Source organism: Pseudomonas sp. IT-P253, assembly GCF_949768125.1.
In the GTDB taxonomy this organism is placed as follows: domain Bacteria; phylum Pseudomonadota; class Gammaproteobacteria; order Pseudomonadales; family Pseudomonadaceae; genus Aquipseudomonas.
Map to the genome: position 1 here is coordinate 1 of NZ_CATKPT010000044.1, position 17027 is coordinate 17027.

The following is a 17027-nucleotide window of genomic DNA, read 5'->3' on the forward strand; positions in this document are numbered from 1 at the left end:
CACGGCAGGTTTACCGAGCCATCGTTCTTCGCGAGCAAGTCGAATCGTCGTACCGCCGTTCCCACATTGGATCTTCGGTGTTAGTGAGATCCGGGCTTGCTCGCGAAGGTGGAATCACCGCACATCCCGCATCAACAGTCCAAAACTCAGCTCTACCGCGTCGGGAATCGGCACATACACCGTGTGCCCATCTCCCGGCGCCACTTCAATCGGCTCACCTTTGGCGTTTTGCAGCTGATGCAAATCGAAGTGAAAGTTGCCCTTGGGTGTCATTAACTCGATGTGATCGCCCAGGCGAAAACGGTTCTTCACTTTGACTTCCGCCAGTCGGTCACGCCGCTCGCCGGTCAACTCGCCTACAAACTGCTGGCGCTCCGACACTGAGCTGCCGTTCTGATAGTTCTGGTATTCGTCATGCACATGCCGGCGCAGGAAACCTTCGGTGTAGCCGCGCTGGGCGAGGGACTCCAGGTCCGTCATCAGGCTGCGGTCGAACTCGCGACCGGCCACCGCATCGTCGATTGCCCGGCGATACACCTGAGTGGTCCGTGCGCAGTAGAAGTGCGATTTGGTCCGGCCCTCGATTTTCAATGAGTGCACGCCCATTCGCGTCAGGCGCTCGACATGCTGCACGGCGCGCAGGTCCTTGGCGTTCATGATGTAGGTGCCGTGTTCGTCCTCGAAGGCCGGCATCAGTTCGTCGGGTCGACTGGCCTCCTGCAACAGGAACACCCGGTCGGTTGGCGCGCCAATTCCCAGGGTTGGTTCAGGCTGGAAGGTCTGAACAATCTCACCAAGCTGGTTTTCCGTGGCCTCTGTGGCAGAGTATTTCCAGCGACAGGCATTGGTGCAGCTGCCTTGATTGGCATCGCGCTTGTTCATGTAGCCCGACAGCAGGCAACGGCCGGAATAGGCCATGCACAACGCACCGTGCACAAACACCTCCAGCTCCATTGTCGGCACTTGCTGGCGGATCTCGGCGATTTCTTCCAGGGACAGTTCCCGCGACAGGATGATCCGGCTCAAGCCTTGTTGCTGCCAGAATTCGACACTCGCCCAATTGACCGTGTTGGCTTGCACTGAGAGGTGGATCGGCATTTGCGGAAAATGCCGGCGCACCAGCATGATCAGGCCTGGGTCGGACATGATCAACGCGTCCGGCGCCATGGCAATCACGGGCTCCAGGTCCCTGAGGAACGTTTTGAGCTTGGCGTTGTGCGGGGCGATGTTCACCACTACATAAAAACGCTTGCCCTGGGCCTGGGCCTCGCGAATGCCAAGGGCCAGGTTGGCGTGATCGAATTCGTTGTTGCGTACGCGCAGGCTGTAGCGCGGCTGCCCGGCGTAGACCGCATCGGCGCCGTAGGCGAAGGCATAACGCATGTTTTTCAGGGTGCCGGCGGGGGCCAGGAGTTCGGGGGAGACAAGGGTCATGGCGGTGTCGATCGCAAAAGTCGCCGAGGGTAAGCGGCTTGCCCCAAGGGTTTATTGATCTGGATCTATGCTTGATGAACAAACGGATGGCACTCGCGCGAACCGTGGCGGACTAAGCATCAGGACATGACATTAGTGTCCCTGCGGACTGACATGGATCGGACATGAACGACTCGACGCTACAAGACAAATCGCTGGTGATCTTGTTGGGGCTGGTGACCGCCGCGTTTATCTGGATTTTGCTGCCGTTCTACGGCGCAGTGTTCTGGGCGGTGATCCTCGGCATCCTCTTTGCGCCCCTGCAGCGTCGACTGCAACTGAGATTCGGCTGGCCGCGCAACCTGACCTCGTTGCTCACCTTGGGCATCTGCCTGGTGATTGCGATCTTGCCGGTGATCATCCTCAGTACCCTGCTGGTTCAAGAAGGGACAACACTTTACAAAAACATCGAAAGTGGTGAGCTGGACATCGCCGGGTATATGACGCATTTCAAACACAGCTTGCCACCGTACTTTCAGCATTTGCTCGACAGGCTGGGCATGGGCGAGTTGAACGGACTGCGGGAGAAAATCATCAAGAGTGCAATGACGGGTAACGAGTTCGTTGCCGCGCAGGCGTTCAGCTTTGGCCAAGGCACGTTTGATTTTGTGGTGAGCTTTTTCATCATGCTCTACCTGTTGTTTTTCTTTCTGCGGGACGGCGCCGAGCTTGCACGCAAAGTGCGGTCTGCCGTGCCGTTGCAGGAGCACCAGAAACGCCGTTTGCAACTCAAGTTCAATCGCGTAGTGCGGGCGACGGTGAAGGGCAACCTGGTGGTGGCTATCACGCAGGGGGCGTTGGGTGGTTTGATTTTCTGGTTTCTGGATATTCCGAGCGCGTTGCTCTGGGCGGTACTGATGGCGTTTCTGTCGCTGTTGCCAGCGGTGGGGGCGGGGATTGTCTGGGCGCCAGTGGCAGCGTTTTTCCTGCTCAGCGGGGCCATCTGGCAGGGCGTGGTGCTGGGGTTGTTCGGGGTATTCGTCATCGGCCTGGTGGACAACGTGCTGCGACCGATCCTGGTGGGCAAGGATACGAAGATGCCGGACTACCTGATCCTCATCTCAACCCTGGGTGGTCTGGCGATCTTCGGCCTCAATGGCTTTGTTATCGGACCATTGATTGCGGCACTTTTCATGTCGAGCTGGGCCATTTTCATCGAAACCAAACCGCGGGTTCAGCTGCCTTAGGCGCTGAGGTTGCCTTTGCCGATACATCGCGAAAGTGCCTGGGCGGCCGGCAACGAGGTGAGCGGACCGCTGATGGGTTCGCCGTCCTGCATCAGGTACCAACAGGCGAGCAATCCCAGTTCTCGCAGAGGTGCGGGAACGGCGCTGCCAATAACGGACATGATCTGAACCTGGGACATAAATACCTCCATCAATCGATGGAGCTACCTTACGGACCTGGCGATTTTTCGGACAATCAACGCTTTCGATAGTGATCATTGATATCAGTGAGACCAATCGACCTGTCAATCGACGACCAAATCGAGCATATGAATGACTTCGTGCTCATTGAGCAGGCCTTTGCGCACCAGGTTCTCAGCCAGCAGCGAGAGAAACTTGGCACTGCGATGGCTTTCCAGGTGCCTGAGTTCGGTCAGTGTGTTGTACACCTTGCTGGAAGTGCACAAGTCGACATTGCGGTGCGGGTTTTGCGTTGGCATGAGGTCGTCCTTGTTTTTATCAACCTGTTGTTGGCGGACAGATCCAAGCTTGCGGACCTGATATGACGAAAATATGACCGTTTTCCTCGCGTGGGCGCGAATAGTTGAGTCAATCTTGCCAAGTTGAACCGGCGCCGCTGTCCCGACAGCGACCTTGACGCGATTTATCCAGACCAGCGCCGACGGACGGTCATAAAAAAGCCCCGCTGTCGAAGCGGGGCTTGATGACACCGTTACCAGTGGCCATACCCGTGGCCATAACCGTGGCCATAACCGTGGGGAGGGCCGTAGTAACCTCGGCCGTAGTAACCGCGTGGCGGGCCGTAATAAACCGGTGGTGGGCCGACGTAGACCGGTTGTTGCACGTAGACCGGGGCCGGCTGGTAATAAACCGGTGGCGGTTGTTGCATGTAAACCGGTTGTGGTTGAGCGTACACCGGTTGCGGCTCTACATAGACCGGCCGGTTGGCGTTAATCAGGGCCGAACCGACGATTGCAGTACCGACGATCGCGCCAAACACCGCTGGACCTTCCCAACTGTTGCCACCACCGCCATGGGCTTGCGCCTGCCCTGCGATAGCGAGTGCGCCGATCAGCAAAGCTACTGTGGGGATTTTACGGATCATGATAATTCCTCGGTTCTTCGACCCGGCGCTTGGGTCTGCAATAGACCCAAGGATTGTCGCGGGGATACTTCTAAGACAGCGAATTTCTGAAAATCAGCACGGTCGTTAGGTAAATTTTGTGTAAGGTCTGTACCGCCATCCTTACGGTCCCGCGCAAACCCGCGTAGACAGGCCTATATGATCGATCAGAACCCGATGGAATGGCTAATCCCGTCCATCTGAAAGTGCTATTGAAGGAGATCCATATGCAGATGAGCCCCAACAAAGACACCCAGTTGTGCATGTCCCTGTCGGGGCGCCCGGGGAACTTTGGCCTGCGCTTTCACAATCATCTGTACGAACAGCTGGGCCTGAATTTTTACTATAAAGCCTTCAGTAGCCAGGACCTGACCGGAGCGGTTGGCGGTATTCGCGCCCTGGGGATTCGTGGCTGCGGCGTTTCGATGCCGTTCAAGGAAGCCTGCATTGCGCTGGTCGATGAGCTGGACGCGTCTGCCGCCGCCATTCAATCGATCAACACCATCGTCAATACCCACGGGCATCTCAAGGCGTATAACACCGATTACATTGCCATCGAGCAATTGCTTAAAACCCATGAAGTGCCCAAGAACTCGACCTTCGCCTTGCGCGGCAGCGGCGGTATGGCCAAGGCCGTGGCCAGTGCCCTGCGCGACGGCGGCTACAACAATGGGCTGATCGTCGCCCGCAACGAACAGGCTGGCCGGGTGCTGGCCGAATCGTTGGGCTATCAATGGCAGGCGGAACTGGGCAGTCAGCGGCCACAAATGTTGATTAACGTCACCCCGATCGGCATGACCGGCGGCCCGGAGGCCGATCAACTGGCGTTCGATGCTCAAACCATTTCATCTGCAGAGACCGTCTTCGATGTGGTAGCGATCCCCTCGGAAACCCCGCTGATCGTGCGAGGCCGAGTCGAAGGGAAGCGGGTGATCACCGGGCTGGAAGTGATCGCGATTCAGGCGCTGGAGCAGTTCGTGCTTTATACCGGCGTGCGGCCGACGGATGAGCAGTTCCACAAAGCGGTGGAATTTGCCCGTCGCTGAAAGATCTTTTGCGTTTTGTGCCCTATGGAGGTTTCTCATGCATCCCGCCATTCTCAACCTGCACCAGGTCAAACTTGAACCGCTACCCGAGGCCCTGGCGCCCACCGGCGACACAGCTGGGCGCTATCAACAGCGGATAGCCCGCGTCGGTCAGCAATTGGGGGCGAAAAAGCTGGGTTATCGGTTGTACGTACTGGAGCCAGGCATGCGCGGCAGCCCGTTTCATAGTCATCGGGTCAACGAGGAGATGTTTTACGTCGTGGCCGGGGAAGGGGAGGTTCGTCTAGGTGGCGAACGTTTTCCCATCAGTGCGGGCGACGTGATCGCCTGCCCGCCGGGTGGTCCTGAGGCGGCGCACCAGATCATTAACACCAGCGACGCTGAACTGCGCTACCTGGCGGTCAGCACCCAGCAATCGCCAGAGATCTGCGAATACCCGGATTCAGGCAAGTACGCGGTGATGGACGACTTCAAGGTCGACGCCCAGGGCAATGCCTCGGGCTTCGTCGCCATCGCCCGACCGGGCGACGGTGTGGATTACTGGGACGGCGAGTAGGCGCACCCTGTAGCAGCTGCCGAGCCTGCGAGGCTGCGTTCGGCTGCGCAGCAGTCGTTTTATCAAACGATGCGGTGCTTCAGGAAAATCGTGTGTGCAGGTTTTACGACTGCTGCGCAGCCGAACGCAGCCTCGCAGGCTCGGCAGCTGCTACAGGGTGCTACAGCGTTGGTTATTCGAGGCGCGCCAGGCGTTCTTCCAGTGCTGCAATTCGCGCTTCCAGCTCTTCGATCCGCTCAACCGACACGCCGCTACTGCGCTCCACCGGGTTTTGCCGTGCCGCGAGTATCACTTCAATATCCGCCGGATCCCCCATCGCGTGCATATACCGGTCTTCACGCTGGCCCGCCTGACGCGGTATCAGCAGCGCCAGACCCCGCGCGATCAACCGTTCCAGCTGATGCACGACCTGTTCGGTATCTTCAAATTCATGCATGCGCGCGCTGCGGGTCAGCAGTTCATTGACCGTCTGCGGACCACGCAAAAACAACAACCCCGTCAAAATTACCTGCGCAGGCACCAGTTCCAGTGCCTTGTCGACCTTATGCTCCCAGCGATCTGCCCGGCTGCCCATCACCAATCGGGTGAAGCCGCGACCTTCGAGGGCACGCAGGCTCTGGCCGACCTGACCCTGGGTAAGGTTCATCACCGGTTCACGGCTGGTTTTCTGATTGCAGGCAATCACCAATGCATTGAGCGTCAGCGGATAGGTTTCCGGGCTGGTCGCCTGTTTCTCGATCAACGAACCCAGAATGCGAATTTCCGTGCTGTTGAGTCGCGGCTCGTCGATGGTTGTTTCTTGCTCAGTGCTCATGATTCTGCATCCTTACTCAGGTTCATGTTTTTCTCTTGCGTGGATGCACTTTAGATGGGCAGGCGTTAATGACAACACAAATCATTGCATCGGCTCATCACAAAACATGAATGATTTGTTAACATCATTTTTAATATTCGGTGGACACCGCAGGCATAGCCGCGGATCTGGTCCTCAAATGAGGCCCTGCGCGTCTCCTTGAGCGACAGCGCCACCGGCCTTATTTAATGGTATTTGGAGCAAGGCATGAAGCTGACGTTGATATTGACCAGGCACGATGTGCTGATTTACGCATACGCATCATGACTCTTCTGGTCACCGGCGCAGCTGGTTTCATCGGTTTTCACACGGCCAGGCGTTTATGCCAGGACGGACATGAAGTAGTCGGCATCGACAACCTCAACGACTACTATGATGTGGCGCTCAAACGCGCGCGTCTCAAAGAGCTGGAGTCCTTGCCGGGCTTTCGATTCCAGAAGCTGGACATCGTCGACAAGCCGGCATTGATGGCGTTGTTCAGCGACTATGGTTTTACCGAAGTTGTGCATTTGGCCGCGCAGGCGGGCGTTCGTTATTCGCTGGACAATCCCGACGTTTACGCGCAATCGAACCTGGTGGGCTTTCTCAATGTGCTGGAAGCCTGCCGGCACTATCGCCCCGCGCATTTGATTTATGCTTCGAGCAGCTCGGTGTATGGCACCAACAGCAAAATGCCGTTCAGCGTCGAGGACGCAGTCGATAATCCCATTTCGCTCTATGCAGCCAGCAAGCGGGCCAATGAATTGCTGGCCCACACTTACTGCCATTTGTATGGGTTGAAGGCCAGCGGTTTACGCTTTTTTACCGTTTACGGGCCGTGGGGGCGACCCGACATGGCGCTGTTCAAATTCACCAAAGCGATGCTCGAAGGCCAGCCGATTGATCTCTATAACCAGGGTTTGATGGCGCGCGACTTCACCTACGTCGACGACATTGTCGAAAGCATTGCCCGACTGCGCCCTAGACCTCCGGTGGCGGACGGGCCGGCCGATGGCGTCCACCGGCTATTCAACATCGGGCGCGGCATGCCGGTGGCGCTGCTGGATTTCGTCAACTGCCTGGAGACCGCGCTGGGTATGCAAGCCAAGCGCAACTTGTTGCCGTTGCAGGCCGGCGATGTGATTAAAACCTGGGCCGATGTCTCGGCACTGACCGAATGGGTCGACTTCAGTCCGCAGGTTGCGGTTGAAACCGGTGTGAGGGAATTTGTGAAGTGGTATCGCCAGTTCTATCAGATATGAGCCGTTCGCCCTTAATAGAAAAGACCGAAGTAAAAGAGGGCCACTATGAGCCATGACATTTTTGTATCTGTACTGATTCCCGCAAAGAACGAAGCGAACAATCTCAAGCAGTTGCTTGAGGAAGTCCGTGTTGCTTTGGCCGATGAGTCTTACGAAATCATCGTTGTGGACGATGGCAGTACCGATGCCACCTTGCATGAACTGGGGCAGATCAAGCACAACGGCTTGAGCCAGTTGCGCATCCTGCATCATGAGCGTTCGCTGGGGCAAAGCACCTCGCTGTATCACGCGGCGTTGGCCGCTCGTGGGCAATGGCTGGCCACGCTCGATGGCGACGGTCAGAACGACCCTGCGGACATTCCGGGGATGTTGGCACTGGTGCGCAATCAGCAGGGTCGCGTCGACCTGCAACTGGTGGCTGGGCACCGCGTCAACCGCCGTGATACCGCCAGTAAGCGCTGGGCTTCACGGTTTGCCAATGCCCTGCGTCGCCGCATGCTGAAGGACGATACCCCGGACACCGGTTGCGGGCTGAAAGTGATCGAGCGTGCGGCGTTTTTGCGCCTGCCTTACTTCGACCATATGCATCGGTATATTCCGGCACTGATCCAGCGGCACAACGGCCGAATGATCGTCCATCCGGTCAACCATCGACCGCGCACGGCCGGGATCTCCAAATACGGCAACATCGACCGCGCTCTGGTGGGCATTCTCGACCTGATCGGCGTTTGGTGGCTGATCAAGCGCACGCGTCTGAATACGAATGCGCAGGAGATCGAAGGATGAACCTCTCCCGTGAAACCCTCTGGCTGGTGATCGGCTTTATCGGTCAGATAGCCTTCACCGGACGCTTCATCCTGCAGTGGCTGTACAGCGAATATAAAAAGCGCAGCGTGATTCCGGTGAGCTTCTGGTACCTGAGCATCGTCGGTAGCACCCTGCTGCTTTTTTATGCCATTTACCGACAAGACCCGGTCTTCATCGCCGGTCAGGCGTTCGGTTCCATCGTCTATTTTCGCAACCTGCAATTGATTGCCAAAAGCAAACATCCGAAGGAATAAATCATGCGCAGAACCCTATCGCCCAGGGTCGAATGCCTAGGCCTGATGCTGCTTGCTCTTTTATTGATCGGCGCGGGACTTGGGCTGCGTCAGCCGCAGAATGTCGACGAAGAGCGATTCCTCGGTGTTGCGCTGGAGATGCTGCACCACGGCTCGTGGCTGATACCCCACCGTGCGGCGGAGATCTACGGCGACAAACCTCCGGTGTTCATGTGGGCGGTGGCGTTCTTCGCCTGGCTTACTGGCAAGCCTTCTATCGCCCTTTATATTCCGGGCCTGCTGTCGGCCGTGACGGTCACGGCGGCGGTCTATGACCTGGGTCGCAGGCTCTGGAATCAGCGTGCCGGCCGCACGGCGGCGCTGTTGTACCTGGCGACTTATCAAACCTACAGCATCCTGCAGACCGGCCAGATCGACAGTTTTGTGGTGCTGTTCACCTCTGTCGGGCTGTACGGATTGGCGCGTCACCTGCTGCTCGGCCCCGCCTGGCGCTGGTTTTACGTTGGTTGCGCGGCCATGGGTATTGGCGTGATTACCAAAGGGGTGGGCTTCCTCCCGGCGCTGATGCTCATTCCGTATGCTTACGCGGTGCGCAAAGATTGGCCGGGTGTGGTGGCCATGCCGGGCGAGAAGCGCAAGTGGTTGCTCGGGTTTTTGATCATGCTGGGTGCCATCGCGATATGGTTGCTGCCCTTGGCCTTGTCCATTGTGCTGAATGGCGGTGCCGAGGAGATCGCCTACGCGCGAGAAATCCTGCTGCGCCAGACGGCAGGGCGCTATGCCGCCTCGTGGGACCATCGCGAACCGTTCTGGTATTTCTTCGTCAAAGTGATCCCGCAATACTGGCTGCCGTTGGTGCTCGCGCTGCCGTGGCTGGTTCCCGCCTGGCGCAAACAGCTGCGCAAGCATGACGGTCGAGTGCTGGTACTGCTGGGCTGGGTCGGACTGGTCGTACTGTTTTTTTGCATCAGCGCCGGCAAACGCAAGTTGTATATCTACCCGGCGGTGCCCGGGCTGGTGCTGGTGGCTGCACCGTTGATTCCCTGGTTACTCAAACGCTGGTTCGGCCAGCGCCCGCGTGGTCGAAAGGTATTCCAGGCACTGGTCTTTACCTGGTTTGCTCTATGGATCGTTCGCGGTTTCATCGAGCCGATCAAAGACGGTCCCAATCCGCATGAGGCGATCATGGCGCAGGCGGCGACCATGACCAATGGCGCAGAGCTGGTGCTGGTCACCTGGCGTGAGGGCCACTGGCTGTACGCTCGCCAGCCGATCGTGCATTTCGGGATGGCCGACTCTACGGTCGAGCAGGCAGCTCAATGGCTGCGCGAACACCCTCAGGCCTACGCATTGGTACCGGACGAATTACTGAGCCAGTGTTTCAACCCTCAGACCGCCCGTGAGCTGGGCGAAACATCCCGTGCGCAATGGTCGATCGTCGGTGCCGATGCCGATAACGGCAAATGCCATCCGGGGCAACCTGGCCATGTCTATCGCTTCAGCTGGTGACCAGAAAAAACGTGAGCAATCCATGGAGGGCCGGATTACTCGTTGTCGCTGTTGCATTGGCGCTACCTGTCCGGCCAGGGGCTGACTGCCCCTGATCCTTCAGGTGGACACCGGATAAAAGACACCTCGCAGGAGGGGCGAGCATGGCTATAATCGGCCAACGTTTCCTCCTGTCACCACACGAGACTGCCATGACCATTTCCCTGTACGACGCTTCCGTCCCGGTTTTCAAACAAATGCTCACCGCCCTGAGCGATGTGTTGAACAAGGCCGAAGCCCACGCGACTGCCAAGAACATCGACCCGAACGCGTTCCTGCAAGCCCGTCTGTACCCGGACATGTTCCCGCTGGTGCGGCAGGTGCAGATCGCCGTTGATTTCGCCAAGGGTGTTTCCGCGCGTCTGGCTGAAGTGGAACTTCCGAAGTACGACGACAGCGAAACCACCTTCGCCGAGTTGCAAGCGCTGCTGACCAAGGTTCTGACCTTCATCGGCGAGATCAAGCCTGAACAGATCAACGGCAAGGAAGGCATTGAAATCATCACCCGCCAGGGCACGCCGAAAGAGAAGCGCTTTACCGGCCAGGCTTACCTGCTGAGCTACGGTCTGCCGCAATTCTTCTTCCACGTCACCACCGCCTATGCGCTGTTGCGCCACAACGGTGTGGAAGTGGGCAAGCGCGATTACATGGGCGCGTTCTAAACCCCAGCTTAAAAAAGCCCGCCAAGGTATGCGCCTTGGCGGGTTTTTTGTGTCCCCTTGTAGGAGCGAGTTTGCTCGCGAAGGTGTGTCAGCTACATAGGTGTCGACTGACCCACCTTCGCGAGCAAGCTCGCTCCTACAGGAAACACTCTGTTAAGATTCGCCATCCTCATTTTCATGTACTGCCAGTGGGCCCTCGGGCTATCGCTGGTGTTGGCGTTTTCTGGAGTTTTGCATGCTGTTGCCCATCCTTCTGTTGTCCGCCGCCGGTTTCACGGTGCTGACCACGGAATTCATCATCGTCGGCCTGCTGCCGGCCATCGCTAGAGACCTTGAAGTCAGCATTCCCCAAGCGGGCTTGCTGGTGACTTTGTTCGCCTTCACCGTCGCCGCGTTCGGGCCGTTCCTCACGGCGTATTTCGCCCGGTTCGAACGGCGCAAGCTGTTCATTTCGGTGCTGATCATGTTCGGTCTGGCCAACACCCTTGCAGCGTTTGCACCGAACATTTGGGTGATGGCCGTTGCCCGTTTGATCCCGGCGCTCGGGCTGCCCGTGTTCTGGGCGCTGGCCAGCGAGACAGCGGTGGACATTGTCGGGCCGGATTACGCCGGACGCGCCATCGCCAAAATCGGTTTCGGCATTGTGTGCGCCACGGTGTTCGGCATTCCAGTGGGCACATTGATCTCCGATGCATTCGGCTGGCGCAGTGCCTTCGGCATTCTGGCGGTGATTGCGTTTGCCAAGGCGTTACTGCTGTTTATCTACCTGCCGAAAACCAATCTGCACCAGCATCAGGTGAGCTTGCGCGCTCAGTTCAAGATCCTGCGCAGCCCGTTAATGCTGGGCCATGTGCTGTTGTCGATCCTGGTGTTCAGCGGCATGTTCACCGCTTACACCTACCTGGCGGATATCCTCGAACGCCTGGCTGGGTTCGACGGCGCCGTGGTCGGCTGGTGCCTGATGGGCTTTGGCGCGGTCGGTTTGATCGGCAACTCGCTGGGCGGCCGTGCGGTGGATCGCCATCCGCTGATTGCCTCGATGATGTTCTGTGCGTTCATGATCGCAGGCATGGTGGCGCTGGTGCCCAATATTCATTCGCCCCTCGGCCTGGCGGCGTCACTGGGGATCTGGGGCGTGACGCAGGCAGCGTTGTTCCTGGTCAGTCATGTGCGGTTGATGAAGGCTGCGCCTGAAGCGCCGGCCTTTGCTGCGTCGCTGAACATTGCCGGCGCCAACCTCGGGATCGGCCTGGGCGCCATGGTCGGCGGTCGAGTGATCGACGGTGTCGGTCTGCAAGGACTTGGTTTCGCGGCCGCCGGATTTATCCTTGCTTCGATCCTGCTGGCGATTGCGTTGATGACCTTCAAGCCGCGTGAAGTCTGCGCCTGAAACCTTTTTAAATTTCGGTAAATAGCTCGCGTCGGGCACCTTCGGTAATGGCGACAATGCCGGGGTGCTTGACCTTGCGTTCCACCGAAATGGCGTAGAACGACTCGGTCACCGCGTCAGTCTGGCCGATCACCTCGACACCGTATTGGCGTTTCACCTCCTCGGCAATCACGCTCGGGCCGATGAATATCCCGCTGCCGGATTGGCCGAAGGCCTGCATCAGCGCGCTGTCGTCGAACTCACCGACGATTCGCGGCTGAATTTGCTGCTCGGCAAACCAGCGCTGCAAGCGACTGCGCACGACGGTTTCCGGCCCGGGAATCAGCAGGGGCGCGCCGTGCAGACTGCGAGGGAAATCCTGTCCATACTGTGCCGCCAGCTCCATGGTGGCGAAGAAGCTGATGCCGCATTCACCCAGTTTCTGACTGTAGCCCTTGATGTCCAGGTGCGACGGCATCGGACTGTCGGAAATCACCAGGTCCAGACGCTGGATCGCCAGGTCCGCGAGCAAGCGTTCGAGTTTGTCTTCGCGACAGGTGATGCGTAGCGGCTCGCCGAGCTCCATGGTCGGCGCGATCAAGCGATAGACAATGGATTTGGGCACCACGTCCGCCACCCCCACCCGAAACAGAATTTGCTGCTCGTTGGGTTGTGCTCGCAACATCAACTCCAGTTCACCGCCCAGCTGAAACATTTGCTCGGCGTAGGGCAGGGCCTGGCGACCGGCCTCGGTGAGTTCAAGCTGGCGACCGACTCGGCGAAACAGCTCAATGCCATAGGTTTGTTCGAGTAGTGAAATCTGCCCGCTAATGGTCTGCGGTGTCAGGTTCAACTGCTCGCAAGCGCGCACGATGCTGCCAGTCTTGGCCACCACCCAGAAATAATGAAGCTGTCGATAATTAAGCATGTTGCTGAAATCCCGGTTTTTATCATCTGTAGGAGATCTGTAGGAGGTAAGGCACTTGCGATATTCGAATTATTAGCTATGGGTTCGTATAAATCGAAGTATAACCGTTAAAAATACGAATTTTACTGAAGTGTCTGTCTCCCTAGAATGCGCCGCTATCGACGGGTGGTCTTTTCGGCCTGTCTGTTCTTTCAAGGAAAACATCATGAAGCTCAAAACCACGGCGCTGCTGATTACGTCTTTACTGGTACTGGCCGGTTGCGACCAGGCCGAGAAAAGCGCGCAGCAACTGATGGGCAAGGCTGCCGAAACCGCCAAACAGGCGATTGACGATACCCACAAAGCCGCCGAGCAAGCGATCAGCGATGCTGCTCGCGGTTTGATCAGTAAGAAAGAATCACCGGGCGAAGACAAAGACAAAACCGACGCTTCATCCCAGGAAATCTAAACCGTCTTACAGCGAGTCAGGACTGACCCATGGAATACCTAGTACAACTTGCCGCCAGCCCCACCGCGTGGGTCGCCCTGGCCACTTTGATCGTCATGGAAATCGTGCTCGGCATCGATAACCTGATTTTCATCTCGATCCTGACCAACAAATTGCCGGAGCAGCACCGTCAGAAGGCGCGGCGCATGGGTATCGGCATGGCGTTGATTTTGCGTCTGGCGTTGCTGAGCACTATCGCTTTCATTGTCCAGCTGACTGAACCTGTGATCGATATTTTCGGCCAGGCCTTCTCGTGGAAGGACATGATCCTGATTGCCGGTGGCCTGTTCCTGCTGTGGAAGGCGACCACCGAGATCCATCACAGCATGGACCCGGCACCGGAAGATCCGAAGTCGGCTACGTCTGGTGTGACTCTGGGCTTTGCGGCTGCAATCGGTCAGATCCTGATGCTGGACATGGTGTTCTCCATCGACAGCATCATTACCGCGGTTGGCATGACCGAGCACTTGCCGATCATGATCATTGCAGTGGTGGTGTCGGTGCTGGTGATGTTGCTGGCGGCTGATCCCCTGGCCAAGTTCATCAACGACAACCCGACGGTGGTAATGCTGGCGCTGGGCTTCCTGATCATGATCGGCATGACGCTGATCGCCGAAGGTTTCGGTGCCCACGTACCGAAAGGCTACGTCTACGCGGCCATGGCGTTCTCGGCGACGATCGAGGGGCTGAACATGATGTCGCGCCGGGCCAGGCAGAAACGCCTCCAGGCTGAAGCTTGACCCGCTGTAAATGAAACGGCCGCCTGGGTTCGAAAGAGCCCAGGCGGCCGTTTTGGTTGGGGGCTGAACAGCGCCAGTCAGTGTGCGGTCGCGTGCTGTGCAGCAGTTTTTTCGGGTTTGGTCACCGGCACCGCTTGAGCGTGGTGATGGTAGCGTCGGGTAATGCGCAGGACGCCCCACAACATGGCGGCGGCAACGGCCAGCCAGCTGGAAATCAACATCACAATGGTCATTGTCAGGCTCATCAGTGCCTCCTCTTTGCCCTGCTGCGGGCACACACACAAACACTTTGCAAGTGACAGTCTAGTCGCTGCTGTATTTCAGGCTATTGACCAAAGGTCGGCAGTCACCAACCGGTTCGCTCTATCGAATGCAATCAACTACCGTTTAAGGCTATACCGCCGCCGCGCGGCGTCCTATGATCGACGGTCAAGCCGGGAGCGCGAATACCTGGCGTCTAATCAAGAGAGTGATGAAGGTGCGGGTATTTTCTCGAATTCTATCGGCGGCGCTAATTGTGGGCTGCATTTCAGGTCTGGTGGGGTGTGCGGGGAGCGTTGCGCCAGAGATCAAGCGCCTGCCGGAGCGTGTCGAACTGAGCGGCAGGTTCTACGTGGGTGTGGCCGAACAAAGCGGACCGCAAGTGCTGGCCAGCATGCTGTCGCAACAAGGCGTTGTGATTACCCCGGGTTTACTCGAAAAGCCTTTGAATTTACCGGGTGCCGAAGCGCAGTTGCCGCAGAACATGCAGAACCTCGCCCGCGAGTACGGCATGATGGTCTATCCCCTCGACAGCAATCTGCCCGCATTGTTGACTCAGGTCGCGGCCGGTTTTCCGGTGATGGTGCGTTTTACCGACGGTTCGGCGTTCTGGGCGGAACCCCGTTACGCCATTCTTGCTGGCTACAACCGTCAGAAGAAGACAGTGCTGCTGCGCGCCGGTATGAATCGCCGGTACCTGACGAGCTTCAGTTCATTTGAATCGGCTTTCAAGGATGCCGGTGGCTGGGCTGTTTTGATCCAGGCACCCACGCAGATTCCAGCCAACGTCGATCATCAGCGTTGGCTTAAGGCCGCGAATGATCTTGCCCAGGCAGGACAGGAACAGGCCGCTGCCCGGGCGAAGAAGGCACTGCCCGCGCAATAAGGTTCCATTCGTCATCTGTATGGCACTGCCAGGCGCGATTGGCCTCTTATGGATAAGGCCCCGGATTCTTCCGGGGTAGAATCAAAGAGGCGTCCATGACACATTCCACTACACCCTCGGGCCCGCATTCGTCTGAACATTCTTCAGGCGATGATGAATTGGGTTTTGATCCTGATTCACCGGACCTCGCCGATCCTCAGGTCGATCCTGTCGGACCTGCCAAGGCGCCTAGAGATGTAAAGCCGGGCGACGAGGGCAAGGCTCCGGCCAAGCCTTACGATCCGCTCGCTGATCTGAAACCCCGACGTTCAGTGTGAGGTGTGTATGTCTACTGATTCGAGTTTTGACGACAAACGTCCGGACAGTGTTCCAACAACCCCCGAAGACGACATTGATCCGGTGATGGATCCTGACAGCCCGTTACGGGATCCTTTGGCCAGGCCTATGGTGGTGTCGACAGAGCATCCGCGAGGCACAAGAGATCCGAGTACCGGAGACGGCATTCCCGATGATGACCAGATGCCGCTGCCGAATGATTAATGCCAGACGAAAAAAAGCCCCGAATATTCGGGGCTTCTTTTTATTGGTTTGTCTCTGACTTATTTCGACGCTTCAATCACGCCACTTTGGCGGTGCTTGAGGTTCTTTTCTGCCTTGTATTGCAACGCCACCGACGGCACGTCTGTGCTCCTGCCGGATTCGACCCAGTTGCGGATCCGCGTGGCGTCGGCAAAGTGCGTGTATTTGCCGAAAGCGTCGAGAATTACCAGTGTCACCGGACGATTACCCATGCTGGTCACCAGCACCAGGCAGTGGCCGGCCGGGTTGGTGAAACCGGTCTTGGTGATCTTGATGTCCCAATTGGGCTTGTTGACCAAGTGATCGGTGTTGTGGAAACCGAGGACGTAGTTGGGGTTGCGGAACCGCACGCTTGTTTCTTTGGTGGTGGTCAGCTCGCTCAGGATCGGGTATTTGTGCGCAGCGACCAGCAGTTTGCTCAGGTCTCGGGCGGTGGAAACGTTACGAGGCGAGAGGCCGGTCGGTTCGACGAAGTGGGTACTGGTCATGCCCAGCGCCCTGGCCTTTGCGTTCATGGCCGCAATGAATGCGACATAACCGCCTGGATAGTGATGGGCAAGGCTGGCGGCGGCTCGGTTTTCCGACGACATCAGGGCGATCAGCAACATTTCCCGGCGCGGCAATTCGCTGTTGAGTTTGACGCGGGAGAACACGCCTTTCATTTCCGGTGTGTCAGCGATGTTCACGGAAATGTACTCAGACATATTCTGCCGGGCTTCGACAATCACAAGGCCCGTCATCAGCTTGCTGACGGAAGCGATCGGCACAACCACATCCGGGTTGTTGGCATAGATGACTTTGTTGGTCTGCATATCAATTAGCAACGCGCTGCCTGAAGCGATCTTTAAATGCGAAGCGTCTCGGGGCGCCGATGTTGTGTCGGCGGCGTTGGCCATTGGTGCGATGAAAGTCCCTGTAAATGCAAAAATTAGACTCAGGATGAATAGGTGGATTTTCACGCTGGCAGACTCGTAATGTGTTGATAGGCCGTTTTGTAACGGGCTATTTCTGAAAAACGCGACATTCT

At 57.6% G+C, this 17027-nt stretch carries 22 protein-coding genes; 14 read left to right on the top strand and 8 right to left on the bottom strand.

Features of this window, described 5'->3' with window-relative positions; genetic code table 11:
• Positions 1–114: 114 nt before the first annotated feature.
• A complete protein-coding gene (yegQ, locus tag ACM6IR_RS20435; protein WP_414909374.1) occupies positions 115–1434 on the bottom strand; it encodes a tRNA 5-hydroxyuridine modification protein YegQ in 1320 nt (439 codons plus the stop codon).
• A 164-nt stretch (positions 1435–1598) separates the two neighbouring features.
• On the opposite strand from yegQ, the gene ACM6IR_RS20440 reads away from it, so the two are divergent.
• Positions 1599–2660 (top strand): AI-2E family transporter, encoded by a 1062-nt coding sequence (locus tag ACM6IR_RS20440; RefSeq protein ID WP_414909375.1) that lies wholly within the window; start codon positions 1599–1601, stop codon positions 2658–2660.
• On the opposite strand, the gene ACM6IR_RS20445 is transcribed toward ACM6IR_RS20440, so the two are convergent.
• From ACM6IR_RS20445 to ACM6IR_RS20455, 3 genes are all read right to left on the bottom strand, one after another.
• Complete coding sequence (locus ACM6IR_RS20445) at positions 2657–2839, bottom strand: hypothetical protein (protein ID WP_414909376.1); 183 nt, start codon at positions 2837–2839, stop codon at positions 2657–2659. The genes ACM6IR_RS20440 and ACM6IR_RS20445 overlap by 4 nt on opposite strands.
• Positions 2840–2944: 105 nt before the next feature.
• Positions 2945–3139 (bottom strand): hypothetical protein, encoded by a 195-nt coding sequence (locus ACM6IR_RS20450; RefSeq protein WP_414909377.1) that lies wholly within the window; start codon positions 3137–3139, stop codon positions 2945–2947.
• A 233-nt stretch (positions 3140–3372) separates the two neighbouring features.
• Positions 3373–3765, bottom strand: a complete 393-nt coding sequence (locus tag ACM6IR_RS20455) for a hypothetical protein (RefSeq protein ID WP_414909378.1) — start codon at positions 3763–3765, stop codon at positions 3373–3375.
• Between the two features lie 245 nt (positions 3766–4010).
• On the opposite strand from ACM6IR_RS20455, the gene ACM6IR_RS20460 reads away from it, so the two are divergent.
• Together ACM6IR_RS20460 and ACM6IR_RS20465 are read left to right on the top strand one after the other, a co-directional pair.
• Positions 4011–4829, top strand: a complete 819-nt coding sequence (locus ACM6IR_RS20460) for a shikimate 5-dehydrogenase (RefSeq protein WP_414909379.1) — start codon at positions 4011–4013, stop codon at positions 4827–4829.
• A 37-nt stretch (positions 4830–4866) separates the two neighbouring features.
• Entirely contained in the window at positions 4867–5385 is a 519-nt protein-coding gene (locus ACM6IR_RS20465; protein ID WP_414909380.1) for a cupin domain-containing protein, read from the top strand.
• Between the two features lie 172 nt (positions 5386–5557).
• Here ACM6IR_RS20465 and ACM6IR_RS20470 read toward each other — a convergent pair whose 3' ends face one another.
• Complete coding sequence (locus ACM6IR_RS20470) at positions 5558–6199, bottom strand: YceH family protein (RefSeq protein ID WP_414909381.1); 642 nt, start codon at positions 6197–6199, stop codon at positions 5558–5560.
• Between the two features lie 302 nt (positions 6200–6501).
• Here ACM6IR_RS20470 and ACM6IR_RS20475 point away from each other — a divergent pair, with 302 nt between their 5' ends.
• The 6 genes from ACM6IR_RS20475 to ACM6IR_RS20500 all read left to right on the top strand — a co-directional run bounded on the left by ACM6IR_RS20475 (position 6502) and on the right by ACM6IR_RS20500 (position 12140).
• Positions 6502–7479 (top strand): NAD-dependent epimerase/dehydratase family protein, encoded by a 978-nt coding sequence (locus ACM6IR_RS20475; protein ID WP_414909382.1) that lies wholly within the window; start codon positions 6502–6504, stop codon positions 7477–7479.
• Between the two features lie 45 nt (positions 7480–7524).
• On the top strand, positions 7525–8265 hold the full coding sequence (locus ACM6IR_RS20480; RefSeq protein WP_414909383.1) for a glycosyltransferase family 2 protein: 741 nt from the start codon (positions 7525–7527) through the stop codon (positions 8263–8265).
• On the top strand, positions 8262–8540 hold the full coding sequence (locus ACM6IR_RS20485; protein ID WP_414909384.1) for a lipid-A-disaccharide synthase N-terminal domain-containing protein: 279 nt from the start codon (positions 8262–8264) through the stop codon (positions 8538–8540). The genes ACM6IR_RS20480 and ACM6IR_RS20485 overlap by 4 nt, the downstream gene beginning before the upstream one ends.
• 3 nt (positions 8541–8543) lie before the next feature.
• Positions 8544–10049, top strand: a complete 1506-nt coding sequence (locus ACM6IR_RS20490; protein ID WP_414909385.1) for an ArnT family glycosyltransferase — start codon at positions 8544–8546, stop codon at positions 10047–10049.
• A 191-nt stretch (positions 10050–10240) separates the two neighbouring features.
• The gene (locus tag ACM6IR_RS20495; RefSeq protein WP_414909386.1) at positions 10241–10750 is read left to right on the top strand and encodes a DUF1993 domain-containing protein; all 510 of its coding nucleotides are present in this window, start codon (positions 10241–10243) and stop codon (positions 10748–10750) included.
• Positions 10751–10985: 235 nt separating this feature from the next.
• A complete protein-coding gene (locus ACM6IR_RS20500) occupies positions 10986–12140 on the top strand; it encodes an MFS transporter (protein ID WP_414909387.1) in 1155 nt (384 codons plus the stop codon).
• A 7-nt stretch (positions 12141–12147) separates the two neighbouring features.
• On the opposite strand, the gene nhaR is transcribed toward ACM6IR_RS20500, so the two are convergent.
• Entirely contained in the window at positions 12148–13047 is a 900-nt protein-coding gene (gene nhaR / locus ACM6IR_RS20505) for a transcriptional activator NhaR (RefSeq protein WP_414909388.1), read from the bottom strand.
• A gap of 205 nt (positions 13048–13252) precedes the next feature.
• Here nhaR and ACM6IR_RS20510 point away from each other — a divergent pair, with 205 nt between their 5' ends.
• Complete coding sequence (locus ACM6IR_RS20510; RefSeq protein ID WP_414909389.1) at positions 13253–13495, top strand: hypothetical protein; 243 nt, start codon at positions 13253–13255, stop codon at positions 13493–13495.
• 29 nt (positions 13496–13524) lie between these two features.
• Positions 13525–14274, top strand: a complete 750-nt coding sequence (locus ACM6IR_RS20515) for a TerC family protein (protein WP_414909390.1) — start codon at positions 13525–13527, stop codon at positions 14272–14274.
• 77 nt (positions 14275–14351) lie between these two features.
• Here the strand turns inward: ACM6IR_RS20515 and ACM6IR_RS20520 are convergent, their stop codons facing one another.
• Positions 14352–14519 carry a hypothetical protein gene (locus ACM6IR_RS20520; RefSeq protein WP_414909391.1) on the bottom strand — a complete coding sequence of 56 codons (168 nt, stop codon included), beginning with the start codon at positions 14517–14519 and terminating at the stop codon, positions 14352–14354.
• A 173-nt stretch (positions 14520–14692) separates the two neighbouring features.
• On the opposite strand from ACM6IR_RS20520, the gene ACM6IR_RS20525 reads away from it, so the two are divergent.
• From ACM6IR_RS20525 to ACM6IR_RS20535, 3 genes are all read left to right on the top strand, one after another.
• Positions 14693–15421, top strand: a complete 729-nt coding sequence (locus ACM6IR_RS20525) for a peptidase C39 family protein (protein WP_414909392.1) — start codon at positions 14693–14695, stop codon at positions 15419–15421.
• A 95-nt stretch (positions 15422–15516) separates the two neighbouring features.
• Entirely contained in the window at positions 15517–15738 is a 222-nt protein-coding gene (locus ACM6IR_RS20530; protein ID WP_414909393.1) for a DUF6021 family protein, read from the top strand.
• A 7-nt stretch (positions 15739–15745) separates the two neighbouring features.
• Positions 15746–15961, top strand: coding sequence for a hypothetical protein (locus ACM6IR_RS20535; RefSeq protein WP_414909394.1), 216 nt, complete (start codon positions 15746–15748; stop codon positions 15959–15961).
• 59 nt (positions 15962–16020) lie between these two features.
• Here the strand turns inward: ACM6IR_RS20535 and pbpG are convergent, their stop codons facing one another.
• Positions 16021–16959: a D-alanyl-D-alanine endopeptidase gene (gene pbpG, locus ACM6IR_RS20540; RefSeq protein ID WP_414909395.1), complete on the bottom strand. Its 939-nt coding sequence runs from the start codon at positions 16957–16959 to the stop codon at positions 16021–16023.
• Between the last annotated feature and the right edge of the window lie 68 nt (positions 16960–17027).

Coding starts and splice junctions, on each gene's coding strand:
- ACM6IR_RS20510 (WP_414909389.1), top strand. CDS start 13,253: ATGAAGCTCAAAACCACGGCGCTGCTGATTACGTCTTTACTGGTACTG.
- ACM6IR_RS20475 (WP_414909382.1), top strand. CDS start 6,502: ATGACTCTTCTGGTCACCGGCGCAGCTGGTTTCATCGGTTTTCACACG.
- ACM6IR_RS20440 (WP_414909375.1), top strand. CDS start 1,599: ATGAACGACTCGACGCTACAAGACAAATCGCTGGTGATCTTGTTGGGG.
- ACM6IR_RS20525 (WP_414909392.1), top strand. CDS start 14,693: ATGATCGACGGTCAAGCCGGGAGCGCGAATACCTGGCGTCTAATCAAG.
- ACM6IR_RS20520 (WP_414909391.1), bottom strand. CDS start 14,519: ATGAGCCTGACAATGACCATTGTGATGTTGATTTCCAGCTGGCTGGCC.
- nhaR (WP_414909388.1), bottom strand. CDS start 13,047: ATGCTTAATTATCGACAGCTTCATTATTTCTGGGTGGTGGCCAAGACT.
- ACM6IR_RS20455 (WP_414909378.1), bottom strand. CDS start 3,765: ATGATCCGTAAAATCCCCACAGTAGCTTTGCTGATCGGCGCACTCGCT.
- ACM6IR_RS20465 (WP_414909380.1), top strand. CDS start 4,867: ATGCATCCCGCCATTCTCAACCTGCACCAGGTCAAACTTGAACCGCTA.
- ACM6IR_RS20535 (WP_414909394.1), top strand. CDS start 15,746: ATGTCTACTGATTCGAGTTTTGACGACAAACGTCCGGACAGTGTTCCA.
- yegQ (WP_414909374.1), bottom strand. CDS start 1,434: ATGACCCTTGTCTCCCCCGAACTCCTGGCCCCCGCCGGCACCCTGAAA.
- ACM6IR_RS20500 (WP_414909387.1), top strand. CDS start 10,986: ATGCTGTTGCCCATCCTTCTGTTGTCCGCCGCCGGTTTCACGGTGCTG.
- ACM6IR_RS20445 (WP_414909376.1), bottom strand. CDS start 2,839: ATGTCCCAGGTTCAGATCATGTCCGTTATTGGCAGCGCCGTTCCCGCA.
- ACM6IR_RS20490 (WP_414909385.1), top strand. CDS start 8,544: ATGCGCAGAACCCTATCGCCCAGGGTCGAATGCCTAGGCCTGATGCTG.
- ACM6IR_RS20485 (WP_414909384.1), top strand. CDS start 8,262: ATGAACCTCTCCCGTGAAACCCTCTGGCTGGTGATCGGCTTTATCGGT.
- ACM6IR_RS20515 (WP_414909390.1), top strand. CDS start 13,525: ATGGAATACCTAGTACAACTTGCCGCCAGCCCCACCGCGTGGGTCGCC.
- ACM6IR_RS20495 (WP_414909386.1), top strand. CDS start 10,241: ATGACCATTTCCCTGTACGACGCTTCCGTCCCGGTTTTCAAACAAATG.
- ACM6IR_RS20450 (WP_414909377.1), bottom strand. CDS start 3,139: ATGCCAACGCAAAACCCGCACCGCAATGTCGACTTGTGCACTTCCAGC.
- ACM6IR_RS20470 (WP_414909381.1), bottom strand. CDS start 6,199: ATGAGCACTGAGCAAGAAACAACCATCGACGAGCCGCGACTCAACAGC.
- ACM6IR_RS20460 (WP_414909379.1), top strand. CDS start 4,011: ATGCAGATGAGCCCCAACAAAGACACCCAGTTGTGCATGTCCCTGTCG.
- ACM6IR_RS20530 (WP_414909393.1), top strand. CDS start 15,517: ATGACACATTCCACTACACCCTCGGGCCCGCATTCGTCTGAACATTCT.
- ACM6IR_RS20480 (WP_414909383.1), top strand. CDS start 7,525: ATGAGCCATGACATTTTTGTATCTGTACTGATTCCCGCAAAGAACGAA.